This is a genomic window from Phytoactinopolyspora alkaliphila, assembly GCF_010550695.1.
In the GTDB taxonomy this organism is placed as follows: Bacteria; Actinomycetota; Actinomycetes; order Jiangellales; family Jiangellaceae; genus Phytoactinopolyspora; species Phytoactinopolyspora alkaliphila.
Map to the genome: position 1 here is coordinate 456138 of NZ_JAAGOB010000001.1, position 12246 is coordinate 468383.

The 12246-nt window shown below is 68.8% G+C and carries 8 protein-coding genes; 3 read left to right on the top strand and 5 right to left on the bottom strand.

The genetic code is table 11. The features are described from left to right. Positions 1-17: 17 nt before the first annotated feature. The 4 genes from G1H11_RS01975 to G1H11_RS01990 form a co-directional block, all read right to left on the bottom strand. On the bottom strand, positions 18-1328 hold the full coding sequence (locus G1H11_RS01975) for an extracellular solute-binding protein (RefSeq protein ID WP_216843347.1): 1311 nt from the start codon (positions 1326-1328) through the stop codon (positions 18-20). Between the two features lie 77 nt (positions 1329-1405). Further along, on the bottom strand, positions 1406-2575 hold the full coding sequence (locus G1H11_RS01980) for an ROK family transcriptional regulator (protein WP_216843348.1): 1170 nt from the start codon (positions 2573-2575) through the stop codon (positions 1406-1408). 15 nt (positions 2576-2590) lie between these two features. Next, positions 2591-5899: an AfsR/SARP family transcriptional regulator gene (locus G1H11_RS01985; RefSeq protein WP_163815486.1), complete on the bottom strand. Its 3309-nt coding sequence runs from the start codon at positions 5897-5899 to the stop codon at positions 2591-2593. Positions 5900-5979: 80 nt separating this feature from the next. Continuing rightward, complete coding sequence (locus G1H11_RS01990) at positions 5980-8016, bottom strand: HNH endonuclease signature motif containing protein (RefSeq protein ID WP_163815488.1); 2037 nt, start codon at positions 8014-8016, stop codon at positions 5980-5982. Between the two features lie 239 nt (positions 8017-8255). Between G1H11_RS01990 and G1H11_RS01995 the strand changes: the two genes are divergently transcribed. From G1H11_RS01995 to G1H11_RS02005, 3 genes are read left to right on the top strand one after another with little or no spacing between them, the layout of a single operon-like run. Then, the gene (locus G1H11_RS01995) at positions 8256-9191 is read left to right on the top strand and encodes an NAD(P)-dependent oxidoreductase (protein WP_163815489.1); all 936 of its coding nucleotides are present in this window, start codon (positions 8256-8258) and stop codon (positions 9189-9191) included. A gap of 59 nt (positions 9192-9250) precedes the next feature. Next, positions 9251-10150, top strand: coding sequence for an NAD(P)-dependent oxidoreductase (locus tag G1H11_RS02000; RefSeq protein WP_163815491.1), 900 nt, complete (start codon positions 9251-9253; stop codon positions 10148-10150). Beyond that, on the top strand, positions 10147-11046 hold the full coding sequence (locus G1H11_RS02005) for an LLM class flavin-dependent oxidoreductase (RefSeq protein WP_163815494.1): 900 nt from the start codon (positions 10147-10149) through the stop codon (positions 11044-11046). Before G1H11_RS02000 ends, G1H11_RS02005 begins: the two co-directional genes overlap by 4 nt. Here the strand turns inward: G1H11_RS02005 and G1H11_RS02010 are convergent. After that, positions 11009-12133: a serine hydrolase domain-containing protein gene (locus tag G1H11_RS02010; RefSeq protein ID WP_163815495.1), complete on the bottom strand. Its 1125-nt coding sequence runs from the start codon at positions 12131-12133 to the stop codon at positions 11009-11011. The two genes, G1H11_RS02005 and G1H11_RS02010, sit on opposite strands and share 38 nt — an antisense overlap. Positions 12134-12246: the final 113 nt, after the last annotated feature.

Consider the following 12246-nt stretch of genomic DNA (forward strand, 5'->3'; position numbering starts at 1 on the left):
CTGAGCCGTCCGGCGAGCTAGCGCAGCTGCTCGGTGATGGCGGCATCCGCAGCCTCGGCAAGCTGCTGGACGTCCCCGCCTCCGGCGATCGCGACGAAGAGATCCTCCAGGACCCGGGAACCCTCCACCACCGCCCAGCTGGCCGCGGCAGGGGTGAGCTTCGCGTTGCTGACCGCCTCGACGGTGGCGGCCGCATACTCGTCGTCGCCGAGCCCGTCGGCCAGTGACAGTTTCGCGGGGGTGAGCCCGTTCTCGGCATACTGGCGCTGGAAGTCGTCGCTGAGGATCAGCTCGAGCAGGTTCTTCGCGAGCTCTTGGTTCGGCGACGCCGCGGAGATCGCGACGTTCGAGCCGCCGAGCAACACCGGCGCGGGTGTCCCGTCGGAGCCGGGAAGGGCGAACACGCCCACGTTCTCCATCATCTCCGGGCAGCCGATCTCCTCGTTGTCGATGCTCCAGCGCACCCAGCCCGGACGGAGCATCATGGCGACCTCACCGGCGCAGAACGGCACGTGCGGCTCGCTCTCGTTGCCGTCGCGCGGTGCGCCGGACGCCTCGGTGAACAGCTTCTGGACGAGCTTCAGGCCCTCCTGTGACTCCGGGCGGGACAGCGCGCCCACCCACTCGCCGTTCTCCTCGACGGCGAAGTCGCCGCCGGCGTCCCAGAGAAACGCCGCGCCGTCGCGCCAGTCCTGGCCGGGAAGCCAGAAGCCGGAGAAGTTCTCGACGTCGGCGTTGTCCTCCTTCAGCGTGACGGCGGCCTCGACGAACTCCGCCATCGTAGTCGGTACGTCGAGCTCCGAGGCCTCGAACAGGTCGGTGCGGTAGAACACGTAGGCGGACCCGGCGTACAGCGGCACCGCATAGGTGCTCCCGTCGACGCTGCCCGCCTCCACGAAGCCCGGAAGGAGGTCGTCTCCGCCGATATCGGGGAGCATGTCGGTGATGTCACTGAACGCGCCCACCGTGGTGAACGTCGGGGCCTGGGTGTTGCCGACCTCCACCACGTCCGGAGTCTCAGACGTGCTGCCGAGCGACGTGGTGAGGCGGTCGACCAGGCCTTCCCACTGCTGTTCCTCGATGGCCAGGGTGGATCCCGGATTCTGCTCCTCGAAGGCGTCGACGAGCCATTCGCGCATCGAGTCCGGAGTGTCGCCGCCGTTGAGCCACAGGCGGATCTCGGCGGGTTCGGGGGCCTGGGCCTCGCCAGCGGTGTCCTCCGCGGTGCCCTCGGCGGTGTCCTCTGTGGCGCCGTCCTCGTCCCCACAGGCGGCGAGAAGCAGGGCGGTGGCGGCGAGTGCGGTACCGAGCATGCGTGCTCTGGTCATGGTGGTGCCTCCGCAAAACTAGAAGGATACTTTCCAGTAGTGGGTACTACTGTAAGGTTCCTTTTCAGTTTTGCGGGTTACGGTTGCGTAACGCTGAACAGAGCCTCGCGGGCCTTCTCCACGGAGGCCAGGACCGCGCCGCGGAGGACAGGCGCGTCGGGAATCATGGTGGGAACCACTCGTGGATGGACGGGTGCGATCCGCTGGACCGCGTCGGCTACCAGGTCACAGAGCTTGCCTCCGCCGGCGGAGCCGAGTTCGCCGGCCATGACCACCAGCGCCGGATCAACCACGGTGCACACCGAGGCCACGCCCAATGCGAGCCGGCCGGCGAACTCGTGCAGGAAGGCTTCTGCCGCCGTGCCGCCCGCCAGCGCCGCGCGAATGGCGCCCGCGGCGTCGTCGGCGACGATGCGGTGGGCACGGGCGAGGTCGACGACGGCGGCGGCGCCGACGAGCGCCTGGAATCCGCCCTTGTCCGGAACCCGCACACTGGCGGGCACCTCGACGCCGGGGGCCGGGAGATAGCCGATCTCTCCGGCGGCTCCGGTGGCGCCACGGTGCAGGTGCCCGCTGAGGACCACCGCGAGGCCGACGCCCCGGCCGACCCAGAGCAGGACCATGTCGTCGACGTCTTGGCCCGCACCTTCGGCGCGCTCCGCCTCGGCGGCCAGGTTCACGTCGTTCTCGAAGGTCAGGTCACAGCCCAGGTCCGTGGCGAGCGTGGTGCGCAGCCCGCGGTGCCATCCGGGCAGATCGTAGGACAGTTCGATGTCGCCGCTCACCGGGTCGACGACGCCGGGCATGCCGATGACGACCTCGGAGACGTCTGCGACCTTCAGCCCGCACTCCTCGGCTGCCGAGACGACCAGATCGTGGACGAAGTGGTTCGGGTCGGACGCCGCGTCCACCGTGCGCTCGACCCGGGCGACGACGGTGCCGGTGACGTCCGCGACGGCGACCTTCGCACGGTCCGGATTGAGCTCGACGCCGATGCTGTGGGCGCAACCGGGGCGAACAGCGTAGAGCTCAGCGCTCGGCCCTCGTGCAGCGGACTGCGTACCGACGACCTCCACCAGATCGCGTTCTTCGAGCCGGGCCAGCAGCTGTGAGGCTGTCACCTTGGACAAGCCGGTCTGCTTGCCCAAATCGACCCTGGTCAGCGGCCCGTGTTCCAGCAACAGCTCCAGAGCGGCGCGATCGTTCATGGAGCGCAACAGGCTGGGGGTGGCGGGTCGTCGGGACACGTCGGCTCCCTGGGATTAGAAGCGGCTGCCGCTGTCTGGAAACAGAATCGTCAGAAACTCGGCGTGGGAAAGCGTACCTCGCATGCTCGCAGCGTCGTCGCCGGTGAGCTCCGCTGGATTGACCTGTGCGCCACGGCCGAACTCGGCGGCGAACAGCTCGGGCCCGAGCGCGGCAACGGCTCGGGCGGTGATTCGCTCCACATCGTGCCGCTCACCTTCCGGCAACGGCGCGCCGACCGACGCACGAGCGGTGTCGGCTGCACCGAGCAAGCGAGCGGCCAGCGGTGAGCGCCCGGCGAGTGTCTCCGCGCCGGCGAGCCCTTCCAGTGCCAGCGCGACGGCTCGGACGTCACCGGTGCTCAGTGCCGCTGCGAGGCCCTCGGTGTGCAGGGATCGCGCGGCGTCGGCGTCCCCGCGCAGTTCGGCGACGAAGCCCAGCTGCGCCAGGATCAGCGCAGCGCCGTAGTCTGCCTCCACGTCACGGTTCCAATCCAGCCAGGGACGCAGCAAGCGCTCGGCGTCGTCGAGGCGTCCTTTCCGGCGCGCGCCGAGGGCTAGCCCGATGACGGCGAACTCTTGTCCCGGGCGGTCCGCGTGCTCGACCGCGACCTGCAAGCCCTGCTCATGAAGCTGATCCGCTTCGGCGAGGTCACCGGTCAGGAGCGAGATCCTCCCGCGCCGGGACATCATCCAGGACAGCTCCGTCCAGAGCTTGAGATCCTCGGCGATGGTATGCGCCTCGCGAAGCAGGTCTGCGGCGCGCTCATACTGGCCGCTGATCTCCGCGTGCGTGCCCAGAACCTCGAGTGCCTGTAACCGACCCCAGCCGTCGCCGACCCGGGTGAACGCATCGAGGCTGTCCTCGCCCTGCTGACGCATCGCGGTGAGATCGTTGCGGAAGACCGCATGGTTGGCTTTCAGGGCGAGACAAGCCGCCATACCCCATCGCTCTCCGAGTGCGCGAAACCCGGCGAGCGCGTCGTCGGCCAGCTGCTCACTGGCGGCCAGGTTGCCATAGGCGAACTCGGCATGCCCCAGCAGCCACACCGTGCTCGCCCTGCCCGCCGGATCGTCGATGTCCTCGTACAGCTTGAGGACGGCCTCGTTCGGCTCGGCCCGCCGGACATGGTCGATCATCGTCAGCCCGGCTCGCCAGCCCCGGGCGCGCGCGGCGGCGACATCATGCTCGGGTGTGCCCGCGCTGTTCAGCTCGAGGGCGCGGTTCAGTGAGCGGATCGCCTCGTGTCTCCGGCCGCGGAGGAACCAGTACCAGGCCAGCGCATTGACGATTCGCAGCGACGTATCGGCATCGGCCGCGTGCACGGCGCCGTCCAACGCCCGCCGTACGTTGGCCGACTCGGCGTCGAGCTTCCACAGCCACGAACGCTGATCAGGTCCACGCAGGTGCCGCGCTGCCTGCTCGGCAAGCTGCGTGTAGTAGCGGCGGTGCCGTCGCCTGATGACGTCGGCCTCCCCGGCCTCCACGAGCCGCTCCCGGCTGTACGCCGACACCGACTCGAGCAAGCCGTATCGGGGTTCCATGCACGCAGACGCGACGACGAGCGAACGATCCACGAGCCGGCCGAGAATGGCGGCGACGTCAGCCTCGTCGACATCGCCGCCCCCGCATATGTGCTCGGCGGCGGCGAGGGTGCAGCCATCGGCGTGCACGGCCAGCCGCCGCAGAACGGTCCGCTCGTCGTCGCCGAGCAGGTTCCAGCTCCAGTCGATGACGCCGCGCAAGGTGCGCTGCCGCGCCGGCACTCCGCGCTTGCCCGCGGTCAGCAGCCGGAACCGGTCGTCGAGCTTGCGGGCGAGCTCGTGCACGCCCAGCGCGGGCACACGGCTGGCAGCGAGCTCGAGAGCGAGCGGGATGCCGTCGAGCCGGCGGCAGACCGCTCTGACGGCGGCGGCGTTCGTCTCGTCGATGACGAATCCCGGTGCCACCGCGGCGGCCCTCGCGGCGAACAACGCGGCGGCACTGTACTCCTGCAGGAGATCCGGGTCCGAGACCACCGCTGAGGGGAGGTCGAGCGGGGGAACCGCCCACACCACCTCACCGGCGACGCCGAGAGGCTCCCGGCTGGTGGCGAGCACACGCACATGCGGTGCCGAGGACAGGAGGTGGTGCACCGTCTCGGCGACCGCCTCGATGACGTGCTCACAGTTGTCGAGAATCAGCAGCACCTGGGCGTCGCGCAGGGCATCGGTCAGCCGTGGGATGGCCGGGCCGTCCCGGAGGTCCAGCGTCGAGGCGATCACCTCGGCGATGTCGTCCATGGTGGTCTCAGGACGCCCCGGGGCCGCGGTGGTCAGCGCGGCGAGCTCGACCAGCCAGATGCCGTCCGGCGGATGATCGGCGCCTCCCGCCAGCGCGTCGGTGCTGGCGACTGCAAGGCGCGTCTTGCCGACGCCGCCCGGCCCCGTCAGGGTCACCAGCCGATGAGCACGCAGCTGGGCGCACACCTCGGTCACGGCGCCGGCTCGGCCGATCAGTTCTGTGAGCGGCAACGGGAGGTTCGTCCGCGCTCTGGTCCGCGGTTTCGCCGATGGGGCGGGCGATGACTGCGGGGCCTGCGGGTCCGGCCGTCGTTCGAGAATGGCCTGGTGCAGAGCCTCGAGCTCCGGGCTGGGGTCGATACCGAGCTCATCGGCCAGGTGCTCGCGGAAACTCTGGTACGCGGCGAGCGCGTCGGTCTGCCGGCCGGCCTGGTAGAGCGAGCGCATGTGCGCGGCTCGCAGCCTCTCCCGCAGTGGATGGTGTTCTATCGACTCACTCAGCTCCGCCGTGAGCGTGGCGTGCTCACCGATGACCAGCCGGGCTTCCACGTGGTCTTCCAGGGCCAGGACTCGTTCTTCGTCGAGCCGGGCGACGGCCGCCATGGTGAACGGCTCGTCGCGGAAGTCGGCGAGGGCAGGCCCGCGCCAGAGCTTGAGGGCCTCGCCGAGAAGCTGGGCACGGACACCGGGGTCGGCCGCAGCGCGAGCCCTGCTGACCAGCCCAGAAAACTGGTGAACATCGAGCGCGGACGGCTCGATTCTGAGAATGTAGCCGGCGGGCTCGAAGGTCAGCAGGTTCCGGCCGCCAGGCTCTGCCGTGTCGAGGACGTTGCGTAACTGGGAGATCTTGCGCTGCACGGTGTTGGCCGCCGTGGCCGGTGGTTTGTTTCCCCACAGGTGATCGATCAGCCGATCTGCGGAGAGCGGCTGACCGAGGTGGACGAGAAGATCCGCCAGCAGCATCCGGACCTTGCGCTCCGGCACTGCGACGATGCTGCCGTCGTCCGCCCAGACAGCCAGCGCGCCTAGCAGACCGAATCGCATGGTGCCCACGGTAATCGCCGGAACTGACAGACGTGTGGCAGGACGGAGCACACCATCGGCGGGCAACCCCGGCGGGGCGGTCAGAACGGCGGTGGCTGACCTCGTGGCGGCTGACCCGGCGGGTCAGGGGCCAGCCTCGGCAGCTTCACGATCTTGGGGTGGCCGGTGGGACTGGTCCAGCGCTGAACTCCTGGTCTGAGCTGCTCTACGGTCCAACCGGCACGGTGCTTCTGCAGGTGACACGGCTGGCACAGAGCTGAGCAGTTGCAGGCCGCTGTGGGGCCGTGCGGGTAGGGATCGCGATGATCGATCTGGCACCGGCGGGCGGGTCGATGGCAGCCCGGCATCTGGCACTCGCGATCGCGGAGCAGCACGAAATCGACGAGGTCTTGCGGCGGTGTGTAGCGGGTCCGTCCGTAGTCCAAGGCGTGACCGCCCGTGGGATGGGTGCCGACCCAGCGCCATACGCCGGCGGCGGCCAGATGACGGGCGGTGTCGGCGTCGACGGGGCCGTAGCCGTCGAGCTCACCGGGGTGCTCGTCCAGTCCGATGAGCGTGGACAGGGCGACCGTGACATTCACCGACACGGGGTGGCCGTGCGCGGTGGACAACGGGAATCCGAACGGCGAGCCGCAGCCCGCGCACGCGGTGCCGCCGAGGTACCCGGTCCGCAGCGACGCCCACGCCAGCCCGGCCAGCATGTCGGCGCGCAACTGGTCGAGCGTACGGGCCGGCGCCGGCGACGTGAGGTCGCTCTGCTGGCTGTCTCGCGCGTCGTGGTTCCCGCTACTCTGCATGCCGCCACCGCTGTGCGAGCTGTGTCGGCTGTCCGGCCCGTCGTGTCGCCTGTCGTGCCGCCCGTCAGGTCGGCTGTCCTGCCGCCCGTCCTGCTGCCCGTCGCGTGGCCTGTCGTGCCGCCCGTCCTGCTGCCCGTCGCGTGGGCTGTCCTGCTGTCCGCCGCCGGGTTGGTTGTCTCGTTGTCTGTCCGGCCCGGCGTGCCGCGGGCGAGTGTCCCTCGACCCACGGCGCTCGTGACGGCGTTCATTGTTCGCCGCGGCATTGAGCGCGGTCATGATCGCTTCGGCGTCCTCAGCCGGAAGGTAGGCGTACAGCCATGCCATGCCGTCAGCGTCGGGTTCGATCCAGACCCGCCGCTTCTGCCTGGCCTTTCGGCGGCAATCCTTCGATTGTTCGGGGGCGAGTTCGGCAAGCAGCCGGTTCACCACATACGACACCTTGACCGACGTCCAGGCGTGCACGTGCGGCAGCACCGCGGCCTCGACCATGCGCCGCACGGGGATGTCGTGATCGCGCAGCGCGTCCGTGATGATCCTGGCCCGGCGGGCATCAATCCGTCCTTCGGCGAGGGCCTTATGCACGGCCGGGAACGAACCGACCAATTGCACGCTCCAGTCCACGATCCGCTCGGACTGCGGCTTGGTCCACGGCCACACCGTGCACAGGTCACCGGCCGTGACCGGGACCGGATGCAGGGACGCGCTCCGGGCATCAGGATCGCTGGCCTGCACCTCTGGGCGGCGTGTGAGCTCGGCAGCGGCAGCCGCCTGCTGGGCTTGCGCCCAGGCGATGAGCTTCTCCCATCCGGCCACCGCGTCGGCGAGGTGATATGCGCTCATGTGTGCCGGCGGGAGGGCACGCAGCACACCGGCGAGCTCCACGCCAGGAGAGACGTCAGCCCACGCGGATTCCTCACCGCCGGGTAGATCCTCCAGCAGGCCCCCGTTCGCCGCGAGCCACCCCGTGTCATGGTCGGTGGCGCCGAACCCGTCCTCGTCGCGGTCAGCAGCGCCGAGCCCCTCCCCGGCGGCACTGCGGTCGGCGACATCGTGTGCGTTCACGCCTGTGCTGCCCATTGCCGTCGCGGTCATCTCAGCGGCCTCGAACTCAGCCTCCACCAGCGCACGCCACCTGGCGTCCACGTCGGACCCCGCCATGTGCTCGCTGTGGGAAGCCACAGTCCGGCCGGCGCCGGCGGCCACGGATCCTTCACTGGCACGGTTGGTGCCCCGAGCGTCATCGGTCGCGCCCACGGCGCCGCATCTGCCCGGCCGCTGCTCCGGCGGGGCGGTACGAACGCCGCGACTCTGACCTCTCATAGGACCAATTCTACTCGAACACACGTTCTTATTCAAATCTATAAGCGCGAGACAAGGCTCGCCGCCCAACGTGGGTAGCGTCCCTGTCGATCGAGGCGTCAGCAAAGCGTCAGTGGTTCACCAGCGGGGCAGCGCAGTCTTGAGTTCGAGAGCGGCCAGGGCACCGAAGCCGCGACAGCCGTATCGCGATCACGCAACCACAAAGCGGGTTCACGAGCCACGACACGAACGGAGACGGCATGAATATGACAACGACAGCCGACGACGAGGACCGCGTCCCGGTAACCGTGCTGGGCCTCGGGCCGATGGGTGCCGCGTTGGCATCGGCTTTCCTTGAGAACGGATATCCCACCACGGTGTGGAACCGCACGGCCAGCAAGGCCGTTGCGCTGGTGGAGAAGGGCGCGGTGTCCGCGGCGAGTGTGGCAGACGCCGTGCGGGCCAGCCAGCTGGTGATCGTGTCCGTGCTCGACTACGCCGCGGCGCGAGCCATCATCGAACCGGTTGCGGCCGACCTCCAGGGCAAGATGCTGGTCAACGTGACCACGGACTCACCGGACCGGGCCAGGGAGATGGCCGGGTGGGCGAGCGGACACGGCGTGGAATACCTCGACGGATCCATCATGACGCCGACGCCGACCATCGGGCGGCCGGAGGCTGTGTTTTTGTACAGCGGGCCGGAAGCAGTGTACGAGAAGAGCCGCCCGGTACTGGCGAGCTTGGGTGGCACCGCTACGTATGTCGGAGCGGACCCCGGCCGGGCGGCGGCGTTCGACTTCGCTCTGCTCGACGTCTTCTGGACCGGCATGGCCGGCGTGGTGCACGCGTTCGCCTTGGCGCGGACCGAGGGCATCACGGCCGCCGAGCTCCTGCCGTTCGGGCGGGGGATCATCGATCTGCTCGGCGAGGTGACCGCAGAGGTAGCCAACGATGCGGACCGTGACCACTACCCGGGCGACGAGTCGACGCTGGTCTCCAACGTCACCGGGATGGCGCACATCATCACGGCCGCGCAGGATCGCGGCGTGGACGTCAGCGTGCTCAGGTCGGCGGTCGGCGTCGCCAACGGCGCGATCGCCGCGGGTCACGGGGAGGACAACTTCGGCAGGCTCGTCGAAGTGCTCGCCCGTTCGGCTGCCCGCCAGGGCCAGGACCGGCCCCGGACCGCCGCATGAGCTCCGGCTTCTTTCACGAAGACCACCATTCTCCCGTACTCAGACAGGAGCAGCACACTATGACGGAGCAGAAAGCCCCGGTCACGGTCCTCGGCCTCGGGGACATGGGGCGAGCATTGGCTGAAGCCCTCCTGGACAGCGGTCACTCGGTGACCGTGTGGAACCGGTCAACGGGCAAGGCGGACCACCTGGTAGCGAAGGGCGCCGCCGAGGCCGCATCCGCCCGCGCGGCCATCGAGGCCAGCCCTCTCGTGATCGCCTGCCTACTGGACGACGCGAGCGTGTACGGGGTCCTGACGCCCGCAGCGGAAGTTTTGGCCGGGCGCACTCTTGTGAACCTGACCACGGGTTCCCCCGATCAAGCCCGCGAGATGGCGCAGTGGGCCGAGAAGCAGGATGTCGGTGGGTTCCTCGACGGCGGGATCATGGCGGTGCCCTCCATGATCGGCGGATCAGACGCGTTCATCCTCTACAGCGGCTCAGCAAGCGCGTTCGACCAGTATCGGGACACCTTGGCAGAGCTGGGAGCGCCGACCTTCGCCGGTGCGGATCCAGGCCTGGCTGCGCTGCTCGATCTGGCCCTTCTCAATGGCATGTACGGCATGTTCGCCGGCTTCCTGCAGGCGGCGGCGATCGTCGACACCGAAGGCATCCCCGTCACCGAGTTCTCGGCCACGCTGCTCACGCCGTGGCTGCAGGCCGTGATCGGCTTGCTGCCCGAGTTCGCCCGGCAGATCGACACGGGGCAGTACGCCGCCGAGGAGTCCAACCTGGCGATGCAGACGTCTGGCGTCGGATTCGTGGAGTTCGCCGAATCGATCGGCATCAGCGGTGAGCTGATGGCGCCGATGCAGCGGCTGATGGAGCAGCGGGTCGACGACGGACACGGCGGCGACGACCTGTCCAGCGTCTTCGAACTGATCAGGAAATCACGTGAGCGCAAGGAGAACGGGAAATGAGCACAGACACGATCACCGGCGTCGACCGCCCCACGATCGACGCAGGATTGCGCGTAGGCGTGATGGTCATGGCCGACGCGCCGATGCCCACGCTTCTGGAGCGGTTTCGCCGCCTCGAGGAGCTGGGCTTCGACCAGTTGTTCCTCGCCGACCATCTCGCCCATCCGTTCGAACCCGGAAAGACCTGGTTCGACTACGGGAGCCTCGTGGGCGCTGCCGCCACGGTGACCGAGCGGATCAAGATCGGGACCATGGTGAACAACCCGATCCTGCGGCCGCCGGCTCTGCTGGCCAGAGAGGCCGTGACCGTCGACCATCTCTCCGGTGGCCGCCTGGAGCTTGGGATCGGCGCGGGAATCGTCGAACTCGACCATCTGGCGACAGGTACCCAGCCCTGGACGGTCCGGCAGCGCGTCGGAAGATTCGTCGAGTACGCCCGGATTGTGGATGAGCTTCTACGTAGCACCGGCGGCGAGTACGAGTTTCTCGGTGCGCATCTTCAGGTGCGGGGTCTTCCGACCAACCCGGGCCCGGTGCAGCGCCCTCGGCCACCGATCATCGTTGGGGGACAGGCGCCCACCATCCTGCGGGTGGCGGCGCAACGTGCCGACATCTGGAACACCATCGGGCGGCTCGACGCGACAGTGGACGAGAACATCGAGCTGACCCGTGGGCAGAACCGGCGGCTGGACGAGCTCACCGCCGAGATCGGCCGGGACCCGCGTTCGTTGCGGCGCTCGGTGGCGATAGATCCGTTCACAGCTCCCGAGACGTTCGACGAACAAGTGGAGCGGTTCACCGCCGTGGGCTTCGACGAGTTCTTCTTCACCTGGCCCGACGACGAGCACGACGACGAGCTCACCCGGATCGCGAAGGCACTGCCGTCTCTGCGCTGAGGGCCGCCACCTTCTGTCGGATGCCGGAGATGACCGACCAGTCCCGAGACGGGTGGACGCGGTTGGTGAGCAGGATCGTCACGGTTTTCAAACGCGGCGTGATCACGAGCGACGTGCCGGTGAAACCGGTATGGCCAAAGGCGCGATGCTCGGCGAGCACACCCATGAACGAGCGGTCGCCGATGCGTGGGCCGATGCCCTGCCGGTATCCGGGATCGAGGCTGAGCGGCAGCTGATCACTGGTCATCTGCCCGACGGCCTCGGCACTGAGAATCCGTTGCCCGTCCAGCTCACCTCCGCGGCGCAGCATCTCGGCGAACCGGGCGAGGTCGGCGGCCGTGCTGAACAAGCCGGCGTTGCCCGCGGTGCCGCCGAGGAACCAGTTGTTCTCGTCGTGCACAGCGCCGCGGACGATGCCGCGGCCCACGTAGGGCTGGTGCTCGGTGGCTGCGATCCGGTCCAGCAGAGCGGAGCCAGGCAGGTACGTGGTGTCGTTCAGCCCCAGCGGTTCGAGGACGGTCTCGGAGACCAATCGGGGCAGCCGGGTGCCGGTGAGCCGTTCGAGGAGCAAGCCGGCGACGATATAGCCGACGCACGAATACTCGAATGCGGTGCCCGGCATAGACCGCAAAGGGGTTTCGAAGACCGAGGCCATGCGGCGAGCCTGCGTGGGCAGCTCCCACAGCCGCAGAACTGCCGGCAGTCCGGACGTATGTGTGAGAAGGTGCCGGAACGTCAGCTGGCCGCGTTGGTCGCCTGCCCATTCCGGTGCGAGCGGCGCGACTGGAGCGTCGAGGGAGACGAGCCCGTCGTCCACCAGAGCCAGCGTGGTCACCGCCGTGAACAGTTTGTTCAGTGACGCGATGTCGAAGACGGTGTCCGGGCGCATCGGGACCCGCTGACCCGGGGGGAGTGGCCGGAGTCCGTCGTCGCCGGCGGTGTAGAGCACGGCGTCGCCTACGGTCGCCTGCTCCACCACGGCGCCGTCGTGCATCAGCAAAGCGACCGCGCCCGGATACAGCGGATGGTCGCATCCCGCCGTCTCGGCTTTCAGCCCGGACTCCAGCGTCTCCTGCAACGTACCCATGCGAAGGAGCCTAATCTGCCTGCAGATTGGGCCATGCCTCGCGTCACCACGGGGGCGAACGGTGAAAAGCGCGAAGAATCTGTGCACAATGGCGGGAAGTAACCGTGCTGGCA

What these genes read in the sequence shown, in the direction of transcription:
- G1H11_RS01975 (WP_216843347.1), bottom strand. Translation starts at nt 1,328, where the DNA reads ATGACCAGAGCACGCATGCTCGGTACCGCACTCGCCGCCACCGCCCTG.
- G1H11_RS01985 (WP_163815486.1), bottom strand. Translation starts at nt 5,899, where the DNA reads ATGCGATTCGGTCTGCTAGGCGCGCTGGCTGTCTGGGCGGACGACGGC.
- G1H11_RS01990 (WP_163815488.1), bottom strand. Translation starts at nt 8,016, where the DNA reads ATGAGAGGTCAGAGTCGCGGCGTTCGTACCGCCCCGCCGGAGCAGCGG.
- G1H11_RS01995 (WP_163815489.1), top strand. Translation starts at nt 8,256, where the DNA reads ATGAATATGACAACGACAGCCGACGACGAGGACCGCGTCCCGGTAACC.
- G1H11_RS02000 (WP_163815491.1), top strand. Translation starts at nt 9,251, where the DNA reads ATGACGGAGCAGAAAGCCCCGGTCACGGTCCTCGGCCTCGGGGACATG.
- G1H11_RS02005 (WP_163815494.1), top strand. Translation starts at nt 10,147, where the DNA reads ATGAGCACAGACACGATCACCGGCGTCGACCGCCCCACGATCGACGCA.
- G1H11_RS02010 (WP_163815495.1), bottom strand. Translation starts at nt 12,133, where the DNA reads ATGGGTACGTTGCAGGAGACGCTGGAGTCCGGGCTGAAAGCCGAGACG.